Origin of the sequence: Sulfobacillus thermosulfidooxidans DSM 9293, assembly GCF_900176145.1 — a bacterium.
Lineage (GTDB): Bacteria > Bacillota > Sulfobacillia > Sulfobacillales > Sulfobacillaceae > Sulfobacillus > Sulfobacillus thermosulfidooxidans.
The window spans coordinates 868,299-893,026 of record NZ_FWWY01000001.1 but is presented as its reverse complement, the minus strand read 5'-3'; the positions used below and the strand labels follow the sequence as shown (position 1 = coordinate 893,026).

Genomic DNA, 24,728 nt, shown 5'->3' with positions numbered 1-24,728 from the left:
GTATAAAAAACGAAACGTCGCGTGGGAGGAATACGGGATTGATTAAAGTTATTTTGGGCTCCCCTCGCCAATTACAGGAACGGTGGCTGTCCGACTATCGTCAGGGGGCTTTGGCGGGGCCAACAATGGTTCCTAATGAGACGTTGGCCCAGTTCTTGTATGGATTGCTCAAGGCCATGGTACCCCAGATGCGCCAGATGCCACGGATTGAAAGTTTGTGGGACTTTGCCCGTTCCCTGCTGCCACAGGGGGCAAAAATTGCGCCCATTGGCATGGAAAAGGCGTTGGCCTCACTCCTTGCTCGGGATTTGCACCAGGAACTGCCTCACCAAGTCCCGGGTATTTATCTTAATATTATCCGGCATGTCTTAGAACTGCGCAGGCGACAAATTGTCCTCCCATCCTTTGATGGTATTCCCTGGCCCCTGATATTACGCTGGCTTGAAGATATTTGGCCCGAATCTCTCTACGATGAGTTTCGAGTTTATCAATATGCGAGTCAGGCCCCATTGGTGACAGGGGATATGGCTTCGCTGGCGATTTATGGCTATGTGGAAGCCCATGAATCCCAGTGGCAACTGCTTCATGCCTTGTCGCACCATTATTCTATCATCGTCTACACGCCTTGGTTGACGCATTATGATAATAGCCTGGCCGAAGATTGGATTAAAAAATGGCGGGAGCAAGGGGCAATCGTTGAAATGTTGCCGGAGAATGCCAAAAAGCCACGTCAATCGGCCATTTCTGTCAGGCCTGGTACCTTAATGTTGCACAGCATAATCGACCAGGTTGCCAGTCGCCAGGGAGAAAATCTCTTGCTGGTTTTGGGGGGCATGGATTCCACTTCGCTCATGCGTTTGGCAAAAAGACGGGGTGTGATATTCCGCGAAAAGGATCCGGTTCTCTCCCAAGCGAAGAATGTATGGGCCGCTTTTTGGCGGCTGGTTCAAAACCAAGGAGATGAGGCCACAAAACGGCTTTGGCTCGAAGTCATAGAGGAGCACGGGCGCAGTGCTTCTGACGCACTGGGGTATGTGCACCGCTTTAGTGAACAGTTGCGACAAATTCATTTGTGGCAAGAACTGGTTGAACTGGTTGATGACGCGGCCCGTTTTCACGATATAGATGATTTAAGCCGCACGCTCACAGCGTGTCGGGACTGGGTGATTTATGATCAGTGGCACATCCCACCGCGAGTCGATCTCATCGAAGAATTATGGGAACTCTTACCTTTTAAAAAGTCCTATGGTGGCCGGAGCGGGATTCTTTGGGCCGAGGGGCTTAATGCCCGCATGTTAACTGCCAAGACCATCATTGTGGCGGCCATCCATGAAGGAACTTTTCCCCGGGGTGTCGTCTTAGATTCTTTATGGATTCCGGAACTCGCCCAACTCTATGGGTTGCCGGGACCTGATCATGCGCACCAGCAAGATTTACATTTGCTGCATGTGCTTATTGAATCAGCCGAGCAAGAAATCTGTTGGGTGGTGCCGCAGTACGACGACGAAAAGTTGTGGTGGCCTGAGGGTTTGGCACCGGAAGAGGAATTTGATGGACCAGACCAAGTCCCCATCTCCTCGGCTACCAGAAATATGGCGAAGATTCGAGACTGGTATGTCAGCCACTATGATAGTGAGGTCTTAGATGCGTATCAAGGGATGATTGGGCAAGAACTGGCTGAAGCGTTGTGGCCCCATGAGGTGACACCGACGGCACTCGAGCAGTACGGAACGTGTCCATTAGCTTTTTTCTACGAGCAGGTTTTGGGGCTAAAATCACCGTGGGACGAGGATTTGTATACGATTTCCCCGTCCGTGAAAGGACAATGGATGCACAAAGTGCTTGAGCTTGCGGTCAAGTCCGACCAACCCATTACCGCCCAACGTCTGCGTCAATTTGTTGAAGAGATCGCTGCCCGGATTCCTCCTAAAAACAAGGTGCTTCAGGCCGTGCTGAGCCACGTCAAAGACGATGTTGTGCGCGATTTGTTGCAGGTATGGCCACTCATTGCGCCGTCGTCTTCGGATATTGTGGATACCGAATACCCCCTGCAATGGACGCTATACACCGAGGCAGGTTCCTGGCAGGTTAAAGGGCGGCTCGACCGGGTGGATTATGCAAAAGATGGGACCATCACGATTACCGATTATAAGACGGGAATCCTCAAGAATCCCGATAAGATTGCCGCCAACAATTTGCAGTTGCCCTTATATTACGAGGGTATGCGACACCATGTTTCCGAGGGCGCGATAGTGGCGCAAGTGCAGGGTATATCAGCCAAAAATCAATTTGTTCGGCGCCTTTTGTCTTTGGATGGAGCCCAAGATGATACGGCCTTGCAACTGGTGAATCAAATCGCCTCGCGCGTCAAACAAGGCGAATTTTTTCCTTTGCCGCGGCTTCAGGATGACCCGTGCCGGATTTGTGCCTATGTTCAGCTATGCTCGGCGGATATTAAAGGGATTCGGCGACGTAAGAAGGCTCCTGACGATGAGTACTGGCAATTATGGGAGGATTAAAAACGATGCCGGAGATTGTGGATCAACACATTCGCGATCAAATCATTCAAGATTTTTATCATAACATTTTGGTCGAAGCCGGGGCGGGAACGGGGAAAACTACCTTACTCGTAGAGCGAACGATCACCGCCATCGTGGAACATGGCATGAGTCTGGAACGGATGGCGCTTATCACGTTTATGGAAAAAGCGGCCACGGAAATTAAACTACGCGTCCGTCGTCGGCTTGAGGAGTTGTTAGCCAGTGGCACTCTTGACACCGTTTATAGGAAACGGGTGCAACAGGCTCTTTATCAGTTGTCCTTATCGCAGATTACGACGATCCATGGATTTGCTCTGCGCTTTTTACAGTCTCAGGGTCATCATGCCCCTGTCCCCTTATCCTTTCGCGTCATGGATAGCTATCAAAGCGAACAATTATTCCAGGAGGCATTCTACGATTGGACCGAAAGCGACCCGTTCCGCGCTCGGCGCCTTGCTGATTTGTTCAATTGGGGTCTGCCTTTTGAACGTTTTATGGAAATGGCTCAGTACCTTAGTACGCAAAGTGACATTCCCTCGTATTCGGCCACAAAACCTTCTACGGATTTTATGGATGATGTGAGGGCACAGGTCCAAGAATTAGAGGATATCGCACGAAGATACGCGAGTCCGTCTGACCAGGGATTACGACAAATTCACGATATTGCCCAGTTTTGTCAGAACTTCGCTCGATTAGATCCTTCACAGCGGATAAAAGCCTTAGCCACTTGGCAGGTGAGTGCCGGTAAAGGTGCCAAAAAGAACTGGCAGGATCCCGATCGTTTAACCGAACAGAAAGCCTATATCGCCGGGTTAAAAGCCCGCCTTGACCTATTTAAGCAGCAGCTCGCGGATTACCTCTTAAGTGAGGTGCGGGCCCTTGTTGCCGAAGACTTTTTGCCGTTTTGGAAGGACAGGCGGTGGAAGTTAGGATTATTGACCTTTGATGACTTATTATGGGAAACCCGTGATGTTTTGCGACAGCACGGTGCTAAAGACCGTTATGACTTAATTATGGTGGATGAATTTCAAGATACCGATGCGCTCCAGGCGGAAATCATTGTTCGCATGTTGGCTGAGGAACCCAAAAGTCATTGGCTCGAGGCGCGGATTCCCCAAGGCAAGCTGTTTGTCGTGGGTGATCCCAAACAGTCGATTTATCGATTCCGTGGGGCTGACGTTGAGATCTACCAGCGAGTACGCCAAAAGATTGAGCAGGAAGGGGGCATTGCTTTATCCATTGTGCAAAATTTCCGTACCCCTCCGGAAATTCTTGAGCCAGTGAACCAGTTGTTCGCGGCAAATTGGCCCCGAGTATTTGATCCATTGCGTCCCTTTGTGTCGCCTTATAGCCCTTTAATGCCGTTTTACCCCCAAAGTTCAGAAACCCGGTTGATCGTGGATGGGGGGCCCACCCCAAAAGGAGCCTATGCAATGCGTGTATGGGAAGCGCGCCTTATTGCTCGCCATTTACGAGAGATGGTATTGGAGGATCCTGTGTGGGTGCGTGATGAAAAAGAGGGTGGTCGACGCCGCATTCGCTTAGGCGATGTGGCGCTATTAATGCCTCATCGCACGGGTTTACACATTTACCAGGAAATTTTGCAGCAAGAAGGCATCACGGTTGCTCCCGAAGGGGGGATTCGTTTTTTTGAACGGGATGAAATTCGGGGATTCCAACAATTTTTATCCGCCCTGCGCAATCCCTATGAAGAGTTATATACGGCAGGCTGGTTATTATCCCCGTGGGTGGGCGTGTCTGTGAAGGATCTGGCTCAACACAAAGCCCAAGGAGGGACTTTAAATTATTTGAGCGCTGCAGCCAACCAAGGACATGGGGTGGTGACATCGGCTTTGCAGATGCTAAAAGTTTGGCATCAAAAATGGTGGGAATGGCGAATAGAGGATCTGTTCTGGGCCTTGTACGAATGGAGTGCCTTATCTGGGGTGTTATCAGAGCGGCAAGATGTGGCCAGCTTGTCTAATTTAGCCAAGATGGCCGATTTATCTCGAGATTTGGGTGACCGGTGGGGTAATGATGAATTTTGTTTATGGCTGCAACGAAAAGTCAGCCGTCAAGACAAAGAAGAAGAAGGACCGCTACCCAAAGCCCAAGATGCCGTGCATATTGTCACCGTACACAAAAGTAAGGGGTTGGAGTGGCCATTAGTGGTAGTGGCCAATTGGCAGTGGGATATGGTAGCCAAACATCCCGGTGTGCGTATTGTTTCCGACCGCATGGCCTTAGCATTAGGAGATTTACGCAGCCACTGGTGGGATGAACTAGCCGAAGAAGATCAACACAGAAGCCGAGCGGAACAAGAACGGCTTTATTATGTGGCCTTAACCCGGGCGCGCGATTACCTTGTCGTGATCGATACCTTTTCAGAAGAAGATGACGGATATCACGCTGCGTGGAGTTTATATCAACGGACCCGTTAAAGTCAGAAGATATCGTCTTGAGGTCTGTCCGTGTTCCCTCCTGCATAGCGTGGAGCAGGGGGGAGATTGGTCATGATGTCTTGGATAAGGAAAAGACCGTGGATTATCGCCTTGCTCATCGTCATGGGCGTTTTAGGGATTTTCGTGCGCCAGCATTTGTACCGGCGACAAATATGGCATTTCACGTCCCATCCGGTCACGGTATGGAGTGAGCCCTTTGGGCACCGCGCCGACTCATTGGCATTAGCCAAAGGGTTAGATGGCCAGATTTATGGTCCCTTAGCGTTTGTGATCTGGCACAATCACCCGATTATCGCCGATAGCTATCAACACCGGATTATTATTAGTACCCATCCCTGGCATATTATTGCCACGCCCGAACTCTTAGTGGAAGATTTGGTATATATGGGAAAATCCTTGTATTTTGTGGATAACCATACATTGGCCGTTTACCGGATTGAACAGGGTAAACCCGTAAAAATTATTCAATTTCACCCATCGCCGGGACAAAGCGAAGCCATCTGGCACATGGCTGGAGATGGCCAGCATTTACTTTTGGAAGGCGTGAAGCTAGGACAAGGACAATATGAAACCTGGTTGCGCCAATATAAACCCAATGGCCAGTTGGTGCAAACCCTCAATGTCGCCAAAACCCGGTGGAATAATCCCTTTGAAGTGAGTAGCCATTACCCCATTGGTGTCGTGGTGCGTTCGTTTGTGGTGGCACCCAATCGCCAATTGGTGATTGAGGTGGCTGGGGATAATCCCTATGAACGCCTGATTCAGCTTTATAATGTGCGTAATCAGTTGATTCGGCAGACGCAATTTATCTCGCCCGAAGCGATCGTTCACAGCCAACTCTTAGGGGTCAATAAAATGGGCTGGATTTATTTAGGGATCAATTTAACCGAACCCGGCAAGGCCCTCGTTGAAATCTTGACGCCTAAGGGACGCACCATGGTGATGAAAGTGCGCAGCGTTCCCGTTGGCAGTGTGGTGTATGGGGCTGTAGAGCCGAGTGGGTCTCTGTATCTTTTGCAGAGTACAGCAAAGGAGTATTGTATAGTCAAATGGGCACTGGTACCATCAGAACGCTGGACGTGGAACGGGCAGGTCATTTAAGCCGGGAATTCCAACCACGCGTCAAAACGGTACGAGTGTTGATAGGAATAGGGTGCAAGAAAAAAGCGACTTCGGAATCAAATAATGCTAGACAATATGATCATGGAGGGAAAGGGTTTATGCTTGCGATAATTGGGGGACGCGTGGAAACGATTAGTCATGGTGCCATGCATTCGGCTACGGTCCTGATTGATGATGATGGACAAATCCTTGCAGTGGGATCTGATATTTTGATTCCGGAAGACGCCCACATCATTGACGCTCATGGACAGTACGTTTTGCCGGGATTTATTGATTCTCATACCCACCTCGGCGTGTTTAATGATGGCGAAGGGAAAGAAGGAGCCGATGGGAATGAAATGACTAATCCCCTGACCCCGGGGATTCGCGCAATCGATGGCTTCAATCCCGCCGATGTGGCTTTAATTGATGCGATCCAAGGGGGAATCACGGCGGCTTGGGTGACACCTGGCAGTGGCAATGTCATTGGCGGGCAGGGTGCGACCTTGCGCCTTTATGGCCAACATCTTGAGGAAATGATCCTCAAAGCGCCGTCGGGCATGAAAAGTGCTATGGGGGAAAATCCCAAAAGGGTGTATGGTACCGACAAGAAATTTCCCATGACCCGTATGGGCGTTGCCAAAGCGCTACGGGAAGCTTTTGTGGCGGCCCTAAACTATCGTCAGCAACGGGAAAAGGATCCCACCCATCCCCGCAATTTAGATCATGAAGCGTTGCTCATGGTGATTGATGGTGTGATTCCGCTGCGGACGCATGCTCACCGGGCGGATGACATTGAAACAGCCCTGCGCATTGGCCGAGAATTTGGCGTGAGGCAAGTGATCGAACATGGTACGGAAGCATTTAAGGTGGTTGACGAGTTAGTCCTATACCAGATCCCGGTGTCTTTAGGGCCGGCTTTAGTGGCACGGGTGAAACCTGAGGTGCGGGCTCGCGGATTTCACACCCCAGCCATTTTAGCAAAACATGGCGTGAAATTTTCCCTTATCACCGATCATCCTGTCGTGCCCGTCCAATATTTGGTGGTTTCCGCGGCTTTAGCCGTACGCGAAGGGCTTGATGAGCAAACGGCTTTACGGGCGATTACTCTCAACGCGGCAGAAATTTGCGGGGTTTCGGACCGCATCGGCTCAATCGAACCGGGCAAGGATGGCGACATTGTGATTTGGACAGGCCACCCCTTTGATTGGCGTAGTCAGGTGGATAAAACCATTATTCGCGGGCAGGTTGTTTATGATCGGAATAGGAGCAATTTGGAGGAATGAAGTCTGTGAGTCGGGTATTTCAGTGTCAGCAACGCGCTCTCGTGTTGGGAGAGAATACGAAAATCATGGGAATCGTGAATGTCACGCCCGATTCATTTTCTGATGGTGGGCAATATGTCGAATTGAACCGGATTTTGGAACATGTCGAGCAGCTGGTGCAAGACGGGGCAGATATTATTGATATTGGAGCCGAATCGACACGTCCGGGTTATGAACCCGTCGCCAAGGAAATAGAATGGCAACGACTCGAGGAACCGATTTTGGCGATCCGTTCTCACTGGCCTGACGTTTGCCTTTCTGTCGATACGCAAAAAGCTTGGGTGGCTGACCGGGCCGTCAAAGCCGGGGTCGATATCGTCAATGATATATGGGGACTGGCGGGTGATCCCGACATGGCCCAGGTTGTTTCCCAGCATCAAGCGGGTCTGGTGATGATGTTTAACCGCGTCAGCCCGTGGTTGCCTGGGACTATCGATATTGGTGCCATGGTCGACTTCTTTCGCCAGCAACTGGATTTTGCTCGGCATCAGGGGATTGCAGAAGACCATATTTTAATTGATCCCGGTTTAGGATTTGGGTATGGTGTTGATGACAACTGGATCGTTTTACGTCATTTAGAGGAGTTTGTCGGCTATGGAGCCGGTCTGTTGTTGGGACCGAGTCGCAAACGATTTCTTGGCAGCGTTACGGACAAACCACCTAGGGAGCGCGATGTCGCCACGGCTGCGGTGGCGGCGTTGGCCGTCCCCTACCATGTGGATGTGTTGCGCGTTCACAATGTGAAGACCACCCGTGATGCTTTGCGTGTGGCTGATAAGTGGTACCGCGATGTATGATTGGATTCGGCTTTATGACTTGCGTTACCAAAGCTGTCATGGCGCGCTGCCCCATGAGCATGTGGTACCGCAAGAATTTCGTGTCGATATCGAAATTGGCCTCGATACCCGTCAAGCCGCAACGCATGACGCTTTAGAATTGACTGTCAATTATGCAGAGGTGGTTAGCCGGGTCACCGAGATTATGCAAGGCCCTCCCATCAACTTGATCGAAACCATCGCCCAACGCATCGCGGATGTGGTGTTAACCTTCTCATATGTGGGTAAAGTGGGAGTACGGGTGAAAAAGATGGCGCCACCCGTGTCTTCTGTCATGGGGTACGCAGAAGTGGAGATTTGGCGCGATGCATAATGTGTTTCTGGCTTTAGGGGGAAATCAGGGAGATCCTTTACAGTGCTTTATGCTGGCCCATGAAACGTTTAGCCAAATGGGCACGATCAAGCGCTGTTCCGGGATTTATCAAACGGCTCCGCAAGGAGGTCCACCGCAACCGGATTATTTGAATGCGGTATTGTGGCTCGAGACATCATGGTCTTGTGAGGAGATTTTGATGCGTGCTCTTCAGACTGAGCACCGTTGTGGACGGGTTCGATCCGAACGTTTTGGTCCCAGAACATTAGACATCGACATTTTGTTATATGATGACGCCATTATCGAACGTGAAAATTTAATTATCCCCCACCCCCGCTTGCATCTGCGCCGTTTTGTTCTAGAACCCTTGCAGGAAATTGCGCCGAATCTGGTCATTCCCGCCAAGGGACCTGTGCAATCCTTATTGCAACATGTCATCACACAGCGGGTAATACGGGTACAAGATTGGCCGAGTACACATTAAAGGAGCGAGAGTTTGAGCGACAATTTTATGGATGAGGGATTTCGGCGGGATGAATCCGGATGGTTAGGACAAGACTTGAGGGTTTTCCCTACGGTCGGGTCCACCAACCACGTTTTGCGTGAACGTCTTAAGGAAGAGAATGTGCCGCCTGGGGCAACCATTATTGCCCTGGAACAAACCCAAGGGCGGGGTCGGTTAGGGCGCAGTTGGTGGTCACCGCCTGGACGGGGCCTTTACGTATCCACGCTGTTATATCCCCCGAGACTTCAGCACGCAGGGATTTTAAGCTTGCTCGCCGCCGTTGCATTAACCGATGCGGTGAGGCGGATCACGAACCTTACGGCGGGAATAAAATGGCCGAATGACGGCATTATTCAGGGAAAAAAATATGCTGGCATTTTGGTTGAAGCGGGAACAGCACCGATTTCCTGGGCTATTGTTGGTATGGGGATTAATGTCACAGGCCAGGTGCCGGGGGACATTGCGCATGCTATCACGTTGGAGCAAGCGGGAGCTAAGAAGCTCACATTAGAATTATTATGGCAGGCGTTAGCTCACGATTTAGAAGCCCGTTATGAAAGCTGGCTCGTAGAAGGCAATGCGGGGATTATTGAGGCGTGGCGGGCTTATAGTGTGACGTTAGGACAGATCGTTTTGGCTCAGGGCCCTTTTGGCCAGTTTACAGGAAGGGCGGAAGATGTCGACGAAGAGGGGCGATTACTCATTCGTCACGGCTCCAGCCTTATTCCTGTATCCAGTGGAGAAGTCAGTGTGCGTGCTCCCGATGGTTCATATGCCCCGTCGTCCGGCGCTGGCTAATCCTTGAGACGGTAATGTAAATCGGCCATTTCGATCGCCGCTAAAGCGGCTTCGGCGCCTTTATTACCCGCTTTGCCATCAGCGCGGTCTTCAGCCTGAGCCATGGTATCACAGGTCAGAATGCCAAAGATGACCGGGATATTGCTATGACGATTTAAATCTGCCAAGGCCGAGGATGTGCTCGCGGCAATGAAGTCAAAATGCGGGGTTTCTCCTCGCACGATAGCTCCTAAGGTAATGATCGCTGCATATTTTTTATTGCCATTTAATAAATAATGAACCATGTTGGGAATTTCAAAAGCTCCGGGAGTCCAAAATACGTCCACGGCATCGGCAGGAACGCCGTGACGAATTAAGGTATCGACCGCGCCTTCAAGAAGGCGATCGGTGACGCGCTGGTTAAATCGGCTGACGACAATCGCCCAGCGTTGTCCGGGATGCGTCATGAGAAAACCTTGATGTTCAGCCACAGTATCTACAAACCCCACTCTCTTTATACGAAATGTGCAGAACTCCTGTCTTTACCCTAATCCATCCAGTGGCCCATTTTGACCTTCTTTGTCTCTAAATAGAAGGCATTTTCTTCACGGGGCGTACTGTGAATGGGGACCCGTTCCACAATTTTAATGCCATAGCCTTCTAGGGCATAGTATTTTTCGGGTTATTCGTTAACAAACGAATTTCGTGAACTCCTAAATCGGCAAGAATTTGTGCTCCCACTCCATAGTCCCGTGAATCCGGTGGGAAGCCTAGGGCTTGATTGGCCGAAACGGTATCATATCCCGCCTCTTGTAACGCATACGCCTTAATTTTATTAGCCAAGCCAATACCGCGCCCTTCTTGCCGCATATAGAGAAGGACACCCCGACCTTCATCGGCAATTTTCTTTAAAGCCATGTCCAATTGATCGCCGCAATCGCAGCGTTTAGATCCAAATACGTCGCCCGTGAGACATTCGGAATGAACCCGGACCAAAACAGGCCGGCCATCTGTTACATCTCCCATCACCAACGCCAAATGGGTATCTTTCGTTTCTTTTTCCGTATAGGCAATTGCGGTAAAGGTTCCATAACGTGTTGGCAGCTGGGCACGGCCCTCTCGGACAAATAAGGTTTCGCGCTGTCGTCGGTAACGGATGAGGTCGGCGATAGTAATCAGTTTAAGACCAAATTTTTTACGAAATGCCTGCAATTGGGGCAAGCGTGCCATCGTTCCGTTAGTATCCATAATTTCGCAAATCACCGCAGCGGGTGTTAAACCAGCAAGTCGCATCAAATCCACACTGGCTTCGGTGTGTCCTGGTCGTCTTAAGACGCCTTCATCTTTAGCACGGAGAGGAAAAATATGACCGGGTCGCACAAAATCTTCTGGGCGGCTGTGGGGATCAATTAAGGCTTTAATGGTAGCAGCCCGGTCATGAGCGGAAATGCCTGTCGTGGTCGTATAGCGGGCATCGACCGATACGGTAAACGCGGTACTCATGGACTCATCAGGGGCATCAACCATGGAGGGAATGGCTAATTCGCGCAGGCGCTCTGATGTCATTGGCACGCAGATTAAACCCCGGCCCCATTGCGCCATAAAATTAATCGCCTCAGGTGTTACAAAATCGGCGGCCATGACTAAGTCGCCTTCATTTTCACGGTCTTCGTCATCGACGACCACAATCATCTCGCCTTGTTTTAACGCATCAAGGGCCTCTTCAATCGTATTGAACTCAAAGAGATTTTCTTCATTCTCCATAATTGACCACCTTCTGTTCGTGTCCTAAATAGGGGGCACATAATTGTTGAACATATTTCCCGAGCACATCAAATTCGAGGTTGACCGCTTGATCGAGTTGCAGTGCTCCCAAATTCGTGTGCGAGAGGGTATAGGGGATGAGGGTCACCTGAAACGTGGTTTCATCTACGGCGACCACCGTGAGACTCACTCCATCGACCGTAATAGATCCAAAGGGCACGATCAGCGTTCGATATGGTGAAGGATACCGGAAAAAGACGTGCCGCGCTTCGCCTTCGGCGACAATCCGGTCGACGTGGCCTTGTGTATCGACATGGCCTTGCACCCAGTGCCCGCCAAGACGGGTCGTGGGGGTCACAGCGCGCTCCAAGTTCAGTGCCTGACCCGTCTTAAGCTGTCCTAACGTGGTGATAGACAAGGTGGTGGGGGAACATTCCACCTGGAAAGAGTCAGAATGATGATGGATGACGGTCAAGCAGACCCCATTCACGGCGATGGATTCGCCCTCTTCGAGAGTACCGGATTTATCATAGCCAATGGTCAAAATGCGGGAATGGGCATCCTTAGCTGTATCCACGGCTAACAGTTGTCCCACGTGTTCGACTAACCCACTAAACATGAAGGCCCTCCTGTGTTTTGATGTGATGGGATGAAGACGTGTTCACGGAACCAAACAATCCATGAATCATCACATCTTCTCCCATTTTGTGAACATCGATAGGTCCTACCGGATAAGCATCAGCTAAGCGCGCAATGCCCTCTCCCATAACGGGCGTTGGAGCGACCCCTCCGATAATGATGGGAGAAATAAAACTGTACCATTCATCAGCCAACTGTTCTGCAATGAAACTGGCATGAACCCGGGGGCCTCCTTCGACCAATACCGAGAGCACATGTCGGGACGCCAGCTCGGCCAACACCTCGTGTAAATCGACGACGCCAGATGGATCTTGTGACACTTCAATGACTTCGCCGCCCGCAGAGAAAATATCTCGTTGCCAGTCAATCGACGATTGTGAGGTGGTAAAAATCAAGGTCGGTGCCGAGGAATTTTGTTGGAATATCCGCGCCGAGGCGGGAGTGCGGCCGTGAGAATCTAATATGACCCGAATAGGATCCCGTCCCGGTTTCGGACCCCGGTAGGTTAATGCGGGATCATCGGCCAAGATGGTGCCCACGCCCACCAAAATGGCGTCATGCAACCGGCGGAGTTCATGAACCTTTGCAAGGGATTTTTCATGTGTAATATAGCGGGAATCTCCGGTTTTGGTGGCGACCTTACCGTCAAGACTCATGGCAGATTTTAATGTAATATAGGGTCGACGTTTTTGACTCCAGGTTATAAATGCATGATTTAACGCGCGAGCGGTCTTTTCGCCATCACCAACCTCTACAGTGATCCCGGCTTGTTTGAGGCGTTGGATACCGCCTCCTTTGACCTCTGGATTAGGATCAGTCATGGCGATGACCACGTGGGTAATACCCGCGTCAATAATGGCCTCGGTGCATGGCGGGGTGCGTCCAACATGATTACAGGGCTCAAGAGTCACGTATAATGTGCCACCTTGAGCCTTTTCCCCTGCTTTTCGTAATGCCACAATCTCTGCATGGGGACCACCTGGGCGCTTGTGATATCCTTCACCGACAATTTGCCCATGGGAATCCAGAATGACTGCTCCCACCATCGGATTTGGCGATGTCGTATACCGGCCCCTGCGTGCGAGCGATAACGCGCGCTGCATTACCTGACTCTCCATCCGTCTTCCCCCCATAAAAAAATCCCCCAAATTCGGGGGATGGAAAAATTGTATAAGCCAAAATAGGCTTAACCTTCTCCCATCCAGACTGTACTGTCGGCGCCGGACTCACACCGGACTCCTGCCTTGCGGCTCGCGGGCTTACTCACATCAGTGAGATCACCGCCGGTCGGGAATTGAGGAATAACCTCTCACCACGCCCCGAAGGTTTCATGACATTCTTATCTTATGGCTTTTGTCAGAAAAAATCAAATGGCCGAGAATTTTTCCTTGAATTGGCTGTTTAGCAACCATTGTTATTTCGTGTCATGAATCCGGCAATGGTCTGTTTTGCGGATTATGACGGCATAGATGCATAATCCTCCAGCCAAAACCAAAGCCCATAAAGCGAGATGCTGAAAAATCGTCTGAATATGAAGGGCCCGCGATGGAAGCAGCACAATGACGAGCATGCCAAGGAATGATCCCATCTCACCAAACGCCTGAAGTCGAGCCTGCGATAAGGCGGCAGTGTGACCCGATCGCGACGTTAAAACGATGGCGGTGAGACTGTCCTGAATCATCCACCAGCTAAACCCTATCAGAACCGTCGCCACACAAAAAAGCGCATAGCCGATATCTTGGGAAATGATAAACCACGAAATAGCCAATAATCCAAACCACAGGGCCATGAATTGTGATAGCTTCGTATAAGAGAGACGCCTAAGAACCTGGCCACTAAAAATCCCCGATCCGCCCCAAAGAGTCATAATCACCCCATAGCTTAAAGACCCTTTATGAAGAATATGGAACAAGTAGGCCATGGACATGACGTTGCCTATCCACACCAGAAAATTCGCGACCCATATTACGAAAAGCGGCATCTCTATGCGCCTGGCAGATCGCACCTGAGATGTTAAGTGTTCCTTCTTTGCGGGTGAAATCTTAGAAAGCTGAGCAATGAAAGCGAGGCCTATGAGATAGAAAACGGCATTAATGAGGAAGCCCTGGCGGTAGCCGCATAACCTAAGAACCCATCCCGCCAATAGCGGACCGATGAGATCAATGAGGCTCTCGGTTTGGCGAAGCCAGGCAATAAGGCGCCCAGTAGAGATTCCATTATCGGTTTTGGTCAAATACGGAGCCTCCGCGATTTGATAGAGGCTACGACTCGCAGCGAAAACAAATAACACCGCGATGGCTTGGGGAAAATGGTTGACTTGCCACAGAGTGATGGCCGCTAGCAAGCGGATGACATAGGTGAAAACCATAACAGATTTGGAAGAGTATCGTCGTCCAATTATTTGATAGACAGACGTCATAAATAGGCCAGGAATGGATCCCATCAAGAAGTACCAAGCATAGGCTTTAGGCGAAGCATTGAGATGGGTCAGGAAAAGACCCAAAGCAATTTCGCGGAAATGTGCTGCTAAGCTCACACTGGCATTATTCGCGAGGAGCCAGAACTCGTCTTGATGGCTAGATGAGCTAGAGACGGATTGCGACATAAAAAATACCCCCTTCGGATGAATGACCGAAAAGGGAGGATATGGCCAATTTCTCTTACAGCGAGTTTTGGGCAGATCTCTCCCTAGGAGGAGATTGGGCAATTGTCAAAGGGAGAGACATGATCCACCTCATTTATAAATCTTGAACTATTTTACAGGATATCATAGAAATCAATGGCTTTGTGGTCTAAACATCGGCTGGAATTAACATGACCGGGAGTTTGTCGCCAGCTTGATAGGGGCCGGAATTTTCCGGGACAATCATGAGGGCTTCAACGCCGATCCACGACGTTTGTACCGCGGAATCTTGTTTGCTGTAGGGCCAGACATAGACTTGCTCGCCCTCTTGCACGAGACGACTTCGAACATAGTGACGACGATCTTGAATCTCCGTGAAAGACTCATACAATGGTAGGGATAGAACCGTGCGCTGCCATTGATGCACGTTCATCATTTCGCGAATGACCGGACGTACGAAAAGTTCAAAAGTGACTAATGCCGATACCGGATTTCCCGGCAACCCGAAAAAAGGATGACCGTGAAGATGACCAAATGTGACGGGTTTTCCGGGTTTCATGTTGACGCGCCATAAATCTAAGGAGCCTTCTTCTGATAACACATCCTTAACCCAGTCAAAGTCGCCGACGGAGACACCCCCCGAACTCAAAATGATGTCTTGCGTAGCAGCTTCAAGAAACTTGGCACGGATCGCCTCTTTAGTATCTTTGGCTGGTGAGAGTACCCAAGGTTCTCCACCGGCCGCAAGAACGGCGGCAGCCAACGCATAGCTGTTCGAATTGCGGATTTGCCCGGGCCCTAACGGAGAACCCGGTTCGATTAACTCATCCCCGGTCGAAACGATGGCGACCTTGGGGCGTTGATAAACGCTAACCGTTGCGATTCCTAAGGTGGCGAGAATACCCACAATAGGCGGTTTTATAGGGTGGCCGGCATGAAGTACGATGTCGCCTCGGCGAATATCTTGTCCCTGTGGACGGACATTTTGAGAGGAACGCACAGGGGCTAAAGCGAGTACCTGATTATCTGACAACTTCTTGGTCCATTCCACTTGGATAACGGCATCCGCCCCCGGGGGTAAAGGAGCTCCCGTCATGATTTTATAGGCCTCGCCGTGATGTACGGGCTGATGAGATGGATGGCCTGCTGCGATCGTTCCTTTGACCGTGAGGGCGATGGGATGATTGGCGTTTGCGTTTTGGACATCCTGTGCTATAATCGCATACCCATCCATAGAACTGTTGGTGAAGCCTGGGATATCCTCGTCACTGATTATATCTTCGGCTAATACTCTTCCTAGTGCCTGCAGCAACGGGACACGCTCTTTAGGCATTACGGGAGGGAGATCCGATAATATCCGTTGTTGGGCTTCTTCAACCGTCATGAGCATAAAGTAGTTTCATCCTTCCTCTTGCCTTTTGCCTCTTGCCTCTTGCCTCTTGCCTCTTAGGTTAGGTCTACTCAGGATTCTTAGACCTTTATTGCCATCTCACAGCTAGGGATCATACCGTGAACGGAAATCATGAATTATTCAGCTTCATTGTAGCAAACTGCTTTTGTTTTCCAAGCATTATCCTGTACAAGTGTAAAGGGGGATGGTATTGTCATCGGAAGGAAATAAGTCGCAGGAAGGAGCAGACCCGGGTGGATACGCCTAGACGCTTTGTGGACTATTTATTAGCAATTGACATCGGCAATACCCACATCAAAGTGGGATTATATCATCATGGTCAATGGCAAGAAGAATGGCGTTTGTCGACCGATCCCAAACGCACAGCGGATGAATATCGCATTCCTTTAAAGAGTTTTTTGCAAGATGTTTTGGTGGAACAGGTCGATCAAGTCGTGATGGCTTCGGTCGTCCCGTTATTAACACCCGTGTTCCACCGGGTTGCTCGCACATTATCCGACGCTCCACCCTTAGATGTGACTCCTCCGGGTTATGGATTAAAAGTGCAGTATACACCTCCCGATTCTCTAGGGGCAGACCGTTTTGTCAACGCATTAGGCGCATGGCGCAAATACCGCATGAATTTAGTTGTGGTGGATGTCGGCACAACGGCAACCGTCGATGCCGTCTCTCATGATGGCGTCTTTTTAGGTGGAACCATAGCCCCTGGACCTCACTTTTTGGCTCAGGCATTAGCTCAAGGCACTGCCCGCTTACCGCTTATTCCGCCGGCGATTCCTGACAAATTGTTGGGACAAAATACCCAGGAAGCGATTGCCATTGGAGTCGGGCATGGCTTTATTGGGATGGTTAATGAGTTGATTATCCGGACATGGCAGGTATTAGGAGAGAAAGCACCCGTTATCTTGACCGGAGGGTGGGCGAACCGGATTATGAGCCATTTACCCTGCGAAGCGAAATATGAACCGATGTTGACTTTAGATGGATTGCGTTATGCGGCCGAGTATCATTTTCAGCGCAGTTAGATTTGGCACAGTTTTTCGGAAGAAGACTGAGAATTGGATTGGTATCGTCTTTACCGTGGTCAACATAAGATGGGCCATGAGGAGATGATGCCATGATGCGGTATGTTGGACGACCAAAACGCCTTCAGCCGTCCCAAGACGATCAGCTTGGTGATGTGACAGCGAAAAAAGACACCATTAAGCAAGCTTTTGTAAAACTTCTGGTGGAACGCGCGCCAGCCGCAATGATTTGGTATGATTTTGCACCTCATTACAGTTTTCAATGGCCCGAATGGTCGCAAAATGCATTTTCTAAAGAACGAAAAGATTGGTTGGCCCTCTCTCAGTTAACGATGACCAGTGATGACCAGGAAGTACGGCACTGGGGACGTTTTGCGCGTCTGGCGGCGAACCGGATTGCACAAGGAGCGTGGCAATCCCCTCTCGCTCCACTGCATACGTTACGTTCGTCGTTTTTTACTCTATGGCTTTTGCATACTCAAGGAGAGGATATTGCCTGGGACCGGGTATGCACCCTCGCTGCGGATTGGCTTCATAACTTGATAGAACAACGCGGAGGCGATATTTTTGCTCGGGCTCAACTTCAAGGTGAAGCTGATGACTTCAAACGCTGGCTTAGGACGGTAGCGGCAGCTCAAGACGGACTAGCTCAACTGGTCGAGCCTCTCGCCGTCGCCTTAGATGATTATGTGGCTCAAATTGATAAGCGTGCTATGTGTCCCGTTGATGTTCCCTGGGCGACCAGTGCGCATGTCAATGCATGGGAATGGCATAACCGGCGGATTCTCTATGAAATGCCCAGTTTTAGTCCTGTTCCGGTCATGTCAGTCACATCGTTAACAGAGGATTTCCCTCGGGCGATATGGCCACAAGAAATGGATAAGACGATTCCGCAATATGTTCTGGTTCCTGCTTTAGAGCGTTCGAGTTGGGTTCGGTTCACACCTGAACCGACCGTATTTTTTGGACCTAATGCCCAAGGAGCGATTATTTTAAGTCAACTCTATTTATGGTGGGTTCAGCAATGTCGTCACGATCGCATCAACTTTGTTTTAACACCATCTCCAATTTTTGAAAGTGTGCTCTATGTTTTGGTGACGTATCTTCCCGAGGAGGTTTCAAAAGGGTTAACCCTATGGAAGCAAAAGTGGCGAAATACAGTCGATGCCTTAGCCTTGGCGGATGCGTGGATGTGGCTAGAAGGGGCTGAGCCCGACGTCGTCCAGGCGTGGCTTAAACCGCTCTTAGGCGATGAGCGTGCTACAGCATGGGTCCTTCGGTTAAAAACTGATCCCAGTTACTTTTTAGTGGTCCATAGTTTGGCGGAGCACATTTTGGAAGAGAGCCTGGGACAGGGCTATGAATGGCCAGGATTCACCCGGGGACCCATTGATTATCTGCTGCCCTGAAAAGCCTGCTGACGGTGGGGAAATCCTTGCGGATGGTCCCCACAGATAGAATCCTAGAAGAGGATCCCAGGACTTCTTGCAACTTTATCCTTCTCAAAACCGGCAATGGGTTGCAGGAGAAAAGAATTAGACCGGTACATTCACGAATCGTTCTGAGTGAGAGGCTGCAACGCCAAAGAGATTTACGGTGCATGCTGATAAAGCCTGTCCGAGCCTATAGGGTCATGGTAAAATAAGTCGGAATTGACAAATAAGGAGAAGAATTCTATGACCCCGGCGAGTTTATTGGACAAATTGGAAGAGGTCGTCATTGGCAAACGCCAACAAGCGTTGTGGCTGCTCGTTGCGTTGGTTGCTGGAGGTCACGTTCTTATCGAAGATGTTCCGGGTGTGGCGAAAACACGCTTGGTGAAAGCGTTGGCTCAAATACTTCAGTTATCGTTCTCGCGCATTCAGGCGACCCCTGACTTGTTACCGTCTGATATAACCGGCGGTATGGTGTACGAACCCTCTACGCAAAGCTTGCAGTTCAGACCAGGACCCATATTTCATCAAATGGTTCTCGTCGATGAAATTAACCGGGCTACGCCGCGCTCGCAATCTGCGTTACTTGAAAGCATGGAAGAATCGCAAGTCAGTGTGGATGGGACGACCTATCCATTGCCCGAGCCCTTTATGCTCGTGGCGACAGCCAATCCGGTGGAAATGGCGGGTACCTTTCCCTTGCCCGAAGCGCAAAAAGACCGGTTTTTACTCTCATTTGCCATGGGTTATCCCACATTGGAAGAAGAACAGCAAATGGCTTACCAATTATCACACGCCGACCCGGCCAATGATCTCGTCCACGAAATCTCTGTCGATGAGGTTCTTCGCTGGCGCCAAGAGGCTGATTCCGTGCAGGTGAGCCGACCCATTAATGATTACATTGTGGGATTAGTTCGTGCAACCAGAAGCCATCCTCAAATATTGCTTGGGGCATCGCCTCGTGCTGTGGTGCAATGGATTCGGGCCTTAAAGGCTTATGCGTGGATAAAAGGACAAACCTTTTGCACACCGGATGACGTGCAAGCCTTAATGCCGGTCATATTAGGGCATCGCTTGATTATCCAAGGCGGACCCAGACAAAACGTGTTTGATGAGCGGCAACGTGTATTGCGGGAGATCTTAAAGGAAATTCAGGACAGTGTCGTTGTTCCGGTTGAAAGTCTGTCATGATCTGGACAACGTGGTCGTCTCGAGGAATTCAGATTATCGCTGTAATCCTCTTTCTCACGGGAGTGCTCACACAAGAATTTTTGATAGTCACCACCGCGATCTTTATCTTGGTGGCCTTATTTCTGGCCAATTATATGGCTCTGCAAGCTTTTTCTCATCTACAAATTTCGAGTGACAGACAGCACATTATTGTGGAAAGTGGCGAGACTTTTCATTGGTCTGCAGTCATTGCCAATCCGTTGAATATCGCTGCCGGGCGCATTCAGTTACGACAAGATATTCCAAGTGGGTTTAGCCAATCGGCCCCCGAATTGAAAACGGAATTTGTCTTAGGCCCTCATCAGCAAGCCCGTGTGGATATGATGCTTGTGTCCGAAAACCGGGGCCGCTGGATTTTTCCGCCGCTGGATTTATATCAAACGGATTTATTAGGATGGACGGATATTGCTACCCAAAAAGCGTCACCGGTTATGGTCACGGTTTGGCCTAAACGGATTATTTTACCAGCTGACTTTTGGCGGTCGGCCCGGGCCATGGGAGATATTAAAGGGCAACGGTGGGATGAGCCTGATCCATCATTATATATAGGGATTCGTCGATACCAGCCTGGCGATCCGCTGAAATGGGTCCACCCATATGCATCAATGCGGATGAGAGAACTCATGATAAAAGAAATTGATCATACGCGTTCTTTTCATGTCGAAGTGATCTGTCACCCCTTAAGTCAGTTACAGTCATGGTATGGGATCGATCGGGAGGCCGTGGAAGATTGTTTTGTTTTGGCGGCGAGCGCGGTGGAATCCGCTTTGAATCAAGACTTTGCTTGCGGTTTAACGATTTCCTGCCCACTACCAGGTTATGGACACGGAGTATCTCTCCCACCAGTTACCGGTCACAGCGTGGTGGCGGAATATTTGACGAATTTGGCATGGGCAATACCCTCAGGTTCTTTGTCGTCGAATTTAGAAATGTTAATGAACCAGATTATCTTGCGCAATGAACGGCCCGGATTGATTGTTGTCGTATCTCCGTTATGGGATCCTGTGTTATCACCATATTTACGACTTTTGGCGGAACAGGGCTATGTCATTGGATGGCTGACAACCAGTGCTGAGGCTCATTGTGATGATGATGTGGATATCCGGTGGCAATGGAAAAAAGGACGGGAGATTTATGCTCAATATATGGCCCGTGTTATTTGACTTAACTTGGATTTTAACGACCGCGTGGCTAGCAAATCACAACGCCCTGGCATTGGTCGCATTAGCTGGCCTTTATCTGGTGATGCGGTTACTTCCAGCGGGTAATCGCCAACGATTCGGTGTGATCATCTTGTTGGGGATTGCCGCCGTATTCGGCTCTGTGTTGGGAGTGATTTTGGGGTTGATTACCGTAGGACTTGTCTACTTGCAAAATCATGATCCGCATAATCGCCGTTATGCATACATTTTAGGGATCATAGCGTGGACTATTTTGGTTGTGGCGAAACCTTCTGATCAGTTTTTGCCTTATCTTCTGTTGGTGATGGCCATTGGCGGACTCATTGTTGGCGATTGGCGGAAAGATACGGAAACCACAACTATGGCCATTCTCGGAATCTCTCTTATTGGCTCCTTAATGATTGCCATCCTGCTGTGGTTAATGCCGTGGGACTATGTGATTGCCCACGTCGTGGGAGCCATTGGCGGCATCATTGTCGCATTGCTGTTAACGGTCATGCCCAAACTCAAACTGCGGCATAAAGTTAATACGTCTTCGACCACGCAAGGATTGCATAACCTCCATGAGCATCTTAAGGGGCATAGCGCGGTGGGTTCTGATGTCTTGGTGATATTAATCGGTTTTGGCATCATTATGACGGTATTTTGGCTTTTACGTCGCAGGCATTATGAGATGGCCACGCTAGCGGATCATGATGAGGCCATTTCGGTGGAACTGGAAAGCATCCGTATACCCAAAAAATCTTTGTGGCAGAAAGAATCTCTGACCCCAGTCCGATTCTTCGTCAGACGTCAACTTAAAAAAGCGCAACGTCAAGGACATGCAAAGCCCAAGGGAATGACATTCCGGCAATGGATCCGGGAGAAATTTGATAACCGGGAAGTGGCCGATGAAATAGCTCAGATTTATGAGCGCATTCGCTATGGCTTTGAACCTGATACAAAAATCATGGGTAAACGTCTACAAGGCCTATGGAATGACCACAAATCTGAGCCACCAGCTTCTCCCGAAAAATAGCTTGATGGTGTGACTTAAGTTGCACCTTAACCGAGCTTACAACATATAGGCAATATCTGATGCTCCCGTGGGATATGCGAAGGGCATGCGGCGAAGTTCGGTTCGAGTGATTCCGCTTCTTATCGCCAGTGCGAAAATATTAATCACTTCTTCTGCATGGGGGCCTAGGACATGGGCCCCGACAATTTTGTCGGTGTCCCTATCGACGAGCACTTTAAAGGCCGAGAGGGGACTGAGCACCCTCCTTGACGAATACCAAGAGGTGGTCTCTGCTGTGAGCACCTGCAACGAATAGCCTTGGGCCTGGGCTTCTTCTTCGAGCATTCCGACCCGCGCAAGTGCCGGATTCGTGTAAACAATCGTGGGAATTGCGGAGTAATCTAATGGTTTAGGATGGTTGCCTAAGAGATGAGCGGCCAAAAAGTTTCCTTCCATCACGGCTACGGGAGTCAGTGGGAGTCCTGGCGTGTCTGCAGCGTCGCCAGCAGCATAAACATGTGCATTGCCGAGACTTTGCAGGTTCGTATTCACCGTGACGCCGCGCAAGGTCGTCGGGACATGGGCATGTTCCAAGTGTAGATGTGATAAATTGGGTATTCGTCCCGCCCCATGGACAACGCGATCGGCGGCAAATGATTGCGCATTGTGAAACGTGTCGACGGTGTGCACAACTTGGTCTCCAATGATGCCTTCGATAGATGTCACTTCTGTATTCAAGTGTATGTCAATGCCTTTGGCCATTGAATATTGCCGCAACCGTTCGACCATTTGTGGATCAAATCCCGGTAAGATTTGCGGTCCTCGCTGTAAAATGGTGACCTGGGCTCCCGCACTGTGGGCAATATGGGCAAATTCTAGGGAAATATAACCGCCACCAATAAAAATTACCCGTTTGGGCAGGGTGTCCCAATTTAAGAACTCGTCACTGGTATATACTTTTCCTGAAATCGGCATATTTAAGGGGGCCGGTGTGGAACCTGTCGCAATCAGAATATGTTCGGCTTCCACTTCGGTCTCACCAATCATCAACGATTGATCTCCCTTAAACCGAGCCGGGCCTTGAAATGTGGTGATGCCAATCGAGTGTAACCAGCTTTCCATGTGCTGCGGAACGGGATCAGTGAAGGTCCGTTTAAAATCTATCAGTTGGGCCCAATTGATTTGACCGGCCGCATCCAATATATGCGTCCTGTAAAACCTCTGCGAGGTCTTGGCGAGTTCAGCTGCACCGACCAGAACCTTTTTCGGATCACATCCGCGCTGGGCACAGGTTCCGCCAAAAGGGAGATCATCGGCGATGCCAACCCTCCAACCGGCTTGGCGACACTGGTCCGCGACGGTTGTCCCCGCAGAACCCGTTCCAATAACGAACAAATCAAATCGCTGTGCCATCATGAATTGCTCCTTCCTTATTCCCAAAATACCCCCCTAAACCCCGGAAGTTCTATTATCCTCGTCGCAATTGACCATATCACGCGCGAACTTTGCCATCTGCAATCTACTTCACAAACAGATCGGGATTCCCTGGTGGAAAATTAGAAGGATTGATGAAATCTAGGTTCTCTCATCAATGTTCATGATGGTTCTATTCAAGTTTCACCCCAGGGGATATTATCGGCTCATGCGTCGCGAAACACGCTGTCCCCATGTGGTCAACAAAATGGTCGTAGAACACCGGAAGAAATTCCGAATACCACCAACCACAGGAGGTTAAAAAACAATGGCTGAAGGCACGCGATATTACACATGGGCTATGACACAATGGATTCCTGCGATTACGAGTCATGAAATGCAAGATGTTGATGAGGCGCTCTTTAAAATGGGCTATGATTTGCGACAATTGATGGAAAACGCAGGGGCTGCTATGGCCTATCTGGCAGCTCGTTACCTGCATGAAAATCCCGCAGGAAAAAAGATCGCTGTGCTGTGCGGCCATGGACATAACGGTGGAGGAGGGATGGTTGCGGCCCGGCGTCTGCATATTTATGGTGCGCAACCTGAAGTTCTTGTGCCTGCTGGGACCTTGAAACCTGTAACATGGCACCAAAGGCGACTATTAGAGAACATGGGAGTGCGTGTTAGTCAAATATCTCGTGTCGATGAGCAAAGTTGGCAGACAATTATCGGGGCGGATTTGGTGATTGACGCATTAGTAGGATATGGTCTTAAGGGTCCACTGAGCGGAGTTGTGGCGGACATGCTGAACCATGTGGGCACAATGAGCTGCCCTGTCATATCCTTAGACGTGCCCTCGGGCTTATCGAGTGATGGAGAAATTCTCAACGGTGCCATCATTGAAGCGACGGCTACCATGACTTTGGCCTTACCGAAAAAAGGATTAGTCATGCCGCAGGCTCAAGGCTATGTGGGTGATCTCTATTTGGCGGATATTGGGGTGCCCGGAGAATTGTATCGGAAAATGGGATGGTCCATGGCACCAATTTTTAATGGGTCCCCCTACATCCCGTTGACTGACACCAAGACGGGAGAGGAAGGCGATAGATAAGGGGACGGCAAGGCATAAGGGACAATATCCTGTGGTATA

At 49.9% G+C, this 24,728-nt stretch carries 20 protein-coding genes, 1 pseudogene and 1 riboswitch; of the genes and pseudogenes, 14 read left to right on the top strand and 7 right to left on the bottom strand.

Translation table 11 applies throughout. The features are described from left to right. Window positions 1–38: 38 nt before the first annotated feature. The 8 genes from B8987_RS04680 (at window position 39) to B8987_RS04645 (ending at window position 9,880) form a co-directional block, all read left to right on the top strand. Window positions 39–2,519 (top strand): PD-(D/E)XK nuclease family protein, encoded by a 2,481-nt coding sequence (locus tag B8987_RS04680; protein ID WP_020374354.1) that lies wholly within the window; start codon window positions 39–41, stop codon window positions 2,517–2,519. A 5-nt stretch (window positions 2,520–2,524) separates the two neighbouring features. Beyond that, entirely contained in the window at window positions 2,525–4,981 is a 2,457-nt protein-coding gene (locus B8987_RS04675) for a UvrD-helicase domain-containing protein (protein WP_176213152.1), read from the top strand. Between the two features lie 72 nt (window positions 4,982–5,053). Then, on the top strand, window positions 5,054–6,103 hold the full coding sequence (locus tag B8987_RS04670) for a hypothetical protein (RefSeq protein WP_084660929.1): 1,050 nt from the start codon (window positions 5,054–5,056) through the stop codon (window positions 6,101–6,103). A 119-nt stretch (window positions 6,104–6,222) separates the two neighbouring features. Then, on the top strand, window positions 6,223–7,389 hold the full coding sequence (locus tag B8987_RS04665) for an amidohydrolase (RefSeq protein WP_084660928.1): 1,167 nt from the start codon (window positions 6,223–6,225) through the stop codon (window positions 7,387–7,389). Next, entirely contained in the window at window positions 7,386–8,225 is an 840-nt protein-coding gene (gene folP, locus B8987_RS04660) for a dihydropteroate synthase (RefSeq protein ID WP_037911939.1), read from the top strand. The genes B8987_RS04665 and folP overlap by 4 nt, the downstream gene beginning before the upstream one ends. Next, on the top strand, window positions 8,218–8,577 hold the full coding sequence (gene folB, locus B8987_RS04655; RefSeq protein WP_176213151.1) for a dihydroneopterin aldolase: 360 nt from the start codon (window positions 8,218–8,220) through the stop codon (window positions 8,575–8,577). The genes folP and folB overlap by 8 nt, the downstream gene beginning before the upstream one ends. Continuing rightward, window positions 8,570–9,061 carry a 2-amino-4-hydroxy-6-hydroxymethyldihydropteridine diphosphokinase gene (gene folK / locus B8987_RS04650; protein ID WP_084660926.1) on the top strand — a complete coding sequence of 164 codons (492 nt, stop codon included), beginning with the start codon at window positions 8,570–8,572 and terminating at the stop codon, window positions 9,059–9,061. Before folB ends, folK begins: the two co-directional genes overlap by 8 nt. 12 nt (window positions 9,062–9,073) lie before the next feature. Then, the gene (locus B8987_RS04645) at window positions 9,074–9,880 is read left to right on the top strand and encodes a biotin--[acetyl-CoA-carboxylase] ligase (RefSeq protein ID WP_084660925.1); all 807 of its coding nucleotides are present in this window, start codon (window positions 9,074–9,076) and stop codon (window positions 9,878–9,880) included. On the opposite strand, the gene ribH is transcribed toward B8987_RS04645, so the two are convergent. The 6 genes and pseudogenes from ribH to B8987_RS04615 form a co-directional block, all read right to left on the bottom strand. Then, complete coding sequence (gene ribH, locus B8987_RS04640) at window positions 9,877–10,326, bottom strand: 6,7-dimethyl-8-ribityllumazine synthase (protein ID WP_081503230.1); 450 nt, start codon at window positions 10,324–10,326, stop codon at window positions 9,877–9,879. The two genes, B8987_RS04645 and ribH, sit on opposite strands and share 4 nt — an antisense overlap. 80 nt (window positions 10,327–10,406) lie before the next feature. Beyond that, window positions 10,407–11,623 (bottom strand): annotated as a pseudogene (locus B8987_RS04635) (bifunctional 3,4-dihydroxy-2-butanone-4-phosphate synthase/GTP cyclohydrolase II). Further along, on the bottom strand, window positions 11,613–12,242 hold the full coding sequence (locus tag B8987_RS04630; RefSeq protein WP_020374364.1) for a riboflavin synthase: 630 nt from the start codon (window positions 12,240–12,242) through the stop codon (window positions 11,613–11,615). The pseudogene B8987_RS04635 and the gene B8987_RS04630 overlap by 11 nt, the downstream one beginning before the upstream one ends. After that, a complete protein-coding gene (gene ribD, locus B8987_RS04625) occupies window positions 12,235–13,380 on the bottom strand; it encodes a bifunctional diaminohydroxyphosphoribosylaminopyrimidine deaminase/5-amino-6-(5-phosphoribosylamino)uracil reductase RibD (RefSeq protein ID WP_051005396.1) in 1,146 nt (381 codons plus the stop codon). The genes B8987_RS04630 and ribD overlap by 8 nt, the downstream gene beginning before the upstream one ends. A 67-nt stretch (window positions 13,381–13,447) precedes the next feature. Next, window positions 13,448–13,593: riboswitch (FMN riboswitch) on the bottom strand. A gap of 83 nt (window positions 13,594–13,676) precedes the next feature. Next, complete coding sequence (locus B8987_RS04620; RefSeq protein ID WP_020374366.1) at window positions 13,677–14,867, bottom strand: MFS transporter; 1,191 nt, start codon at window positions 14,865–14,867, stop codon at window positions 13,677–13,679. A 187-nt stretch (window positions 14,868–15,054) separates the two neighbouring features. After that, window positions 15,055–16,275, bottom strand: a complete 1,221-nt coding sequence (locus B8987_RS04615) for a molybdopterin molybdotransferase MoeA (RefSeq protein ID WP_020374367.1) — start codon at window positions 16,273–16,275, stop codon at window positions 15,055–15,057. A 254-nt stretch (window positions 16,276–16,529) separates the two neighbouring features. Here B8987_RS04615 and B8987_RS04610 point away from each other — a divergent pair, with 254 nt between their 5' ends. The 5 genes from B8987_RS04610 to B8987_RS04590 all read left to right on the top strand — a co-directional run bounded on the left by B8987_RS04610 (window position 16,530) and on the right by B8987_RS04590 (window position 22,183). Next, the gene (locus tag B8987_RS04610) at window positions 16,530–17,321 is read left to right on the top strand and encodes a type III pantothenate kinase (RefSeq protein WP_020374368.1); all 792 of its coding nucleotides are present in this window, start codon (window positions 16,530–16,532) and stop codon (window positions 17,319–17,321) included. A 92-nt stretch (window positions 17,322–17,413) separates the two neighbouring features. Next, complete coding sequence (locus tag B8987_RS04605; protein ID WP_084660924.1) at window positions 17,414–18,730, top strand: hypothetical protein; 1,317 nt, start codon at window positions 17,414–17,416, stop codon at window positions 18,728–18,730. Between the two features lie 267 nt (window positions 18,731–18,997). Continuing rightward, window positions 18,998–19,945, top strand: a complete 948-nt coding sequence (locus B8987_RS04600; protein WP_084660923.1) for an AAA family ATPase — start codon at window positions 18,998–19,000, stop codon at window positions 19,943–19,945. Beyond that, window positions 19,942–21,147, top strand: a complete 1,206-nt coding sequence (locus B8987_RS04595; protein WP_084660922.1) for a DUF58 domain-containing protein — start codon at window positions 19,942–19,944, stop codon at window positions 21,145–21,147. The genes B8987_RS04600 and B8987_RS04595 overlap by 4 nt, the downstream gene beginning before the upstream one ends. Beyond that, window positions 21,119–22,183 carry a hypothetical protein gene (locus B8987_RS04590; RefSeq protein ID WP_084660921.1) on the top strand — a complete coding sequence of 355 codons (1,065 nt, stop codon included), beginning with the start codon at window positions 21,119–21,121 and terminating at the stop codon, window positions 22,181–22,183. Before B8987_RS04595 ends, B8987_RS04590 begins: the two co-directional genes overlap by 29 nt. A 36-nt stretch (window positions 22,184–22,219) precedes the next feature. Here the strand turns inward: B8987_RS04590 and B8987_RS04585 are convergent, their stop codons facing one another. Then, window positions 22,220–23,578: a dihydrolipoyl dehydrogenase family protein gene (locus tag B8987_RS04585; RefSeq protein WP_207651507.1), complete on the bottom strand. Its 1,359-nt coding sequence runs from the start codon at window positions 23,576–23,578 to the stop codon at window positions 22,220–22,222. 325 nt (window positions 23,579–23,903) lie between these two features. Here B8987_RS04585 and B8987_RS04580 point away from each other — a divergent pair, with 325 nt between their 5' ends. Continuing rightward, entirely contained in the window at window positions 23,904–24,689 is a 786-nt protein-coding gene (locus B8987_RS04580) for an NAD(P)H-hydrate epimerase (protein ID WP_084660920.1), read from the top strand. Window positions 24,690–24,728: the final 39 nt, after the last annotated feature.

Excerpts from the sequence above, each read along its gene's own strand:
- B8987_RS04675 (WP_176213152.1), top strand. The coding sequence starts at position 2,525 with ATGCCGGAGATTGTGGATCAACACATTCGCGATCAAATCATTCAAGAT.
- B8987_RS04670 (WP_084660929.1), top strand. The coding sequence starts at position 5,054 with ATGATGTCTTGGATAAGGAAAAGACCGTGGATTATCGCCTTGCTCATC.
- B8987_RS04665 (WP_084660928.1), top strand. The coding sequence starts at position 6,223 with ATGCTTGCGATAATTGGGGGACGCGTGGAAACGATTAGTCATGGTGCC.
- folP (WP_037911939.1), top strand. The coding sequence starts at position 7,386 with ATGAAGTCTGTGAGTCGGGTATTTCAGTGTCAGCAACGCGCTCTCGTG.
- folB (WP_176213151.1), top strand. The coding sequence starts at position 8,218 with ATGTATGATTGGATTCGGCTTTATGACTTGCGTTACCAAAGCTGTCAT.
- folK (WP_084660926.1), top strand. The coding sequence starts at position 8,570 with ATGCATAATGTGTTTCTGGCTTTAGGGGGAAATCAGGGAGATCCTTTA.
- ribH (WP_081503230.1), bottom strand. The coding sequence starts at position 10,326 with ATGACGCATCCCGGACAACGCTGGGCGATTGTCGTCAGCCGATTTAAC.
- B8987_RS04630 (WP_020374364.1), bottom strand. The coding sequence starts at position 12,242 with ATGTTTAGTGGGTTAGTCGAACACGTGGGACAACTGTTAGCCGTGGAT.
- ribD (WP_051005396.1), bottom strand. The coding sequence starts at position 13,380 with ATGGAGAGTCAGGTAATGCAGCGCGCGTTATCGCTCGCACGCAGGGGC.
- B8987_RS04620 (WP_020374366.1), bottom strand. The coding sequence starts at position 14,867 with ATGTCGCAATCCGTCTCTAGCTCATCTAGCCATCAAGACGAGTTCTGG.
- B8987_RS04615 (WP_020374367.1), bottom strand. The coding sequence starts at position 16,275 with ATGCTCATGACGGTTGAAGAAGCCCAACAACGGATATTATCGGATCTC.
- B8987_RS04605 (WP_084660924.1), top strand. The coding sequence starts at position 17,414 with ATGATGCGGTATGTTGGACGACCAAAACGCCTTCAGCCGTCCCAAGAC.
- B8987_RS04600 (WP_084660923.1), top strand. The coding sequence starts at position 18,998 with ATGACCCCGGCGAGTTTATTGGACAAATTGGAAGAGGTCGTCATTGGC.
- B8987_RS04595 (WP_084660922.1), top strand. The coding sequence starts at position 19,942 with ATGATCTGGACAACGTGGTCGTCTCGAGGAATTCAGATTATCGCTGTA.
- B8987_RS04590 (WP_084660921.1), top strand. The coding sequence starts at position 21,119 with ATGCTCAATATATGGCCCGTGTTATTTGACTTAACTTGGATTTTAACG.
- B8987_RS04585 (WP_207651507.1), bottom strand. The coding sequence starts at position 23,578 with ATGATGGCACAGCGATTTGATTTGTTCGTTATTGGAACGGGTTCTGCG.
- B8987_RS04580 (WP_084660920.1), top strand. The coding sequence starts at position 23,904 with ATGGCTGAAGGCACGCGATATTACACATGGGCTATGACACAATGGATT.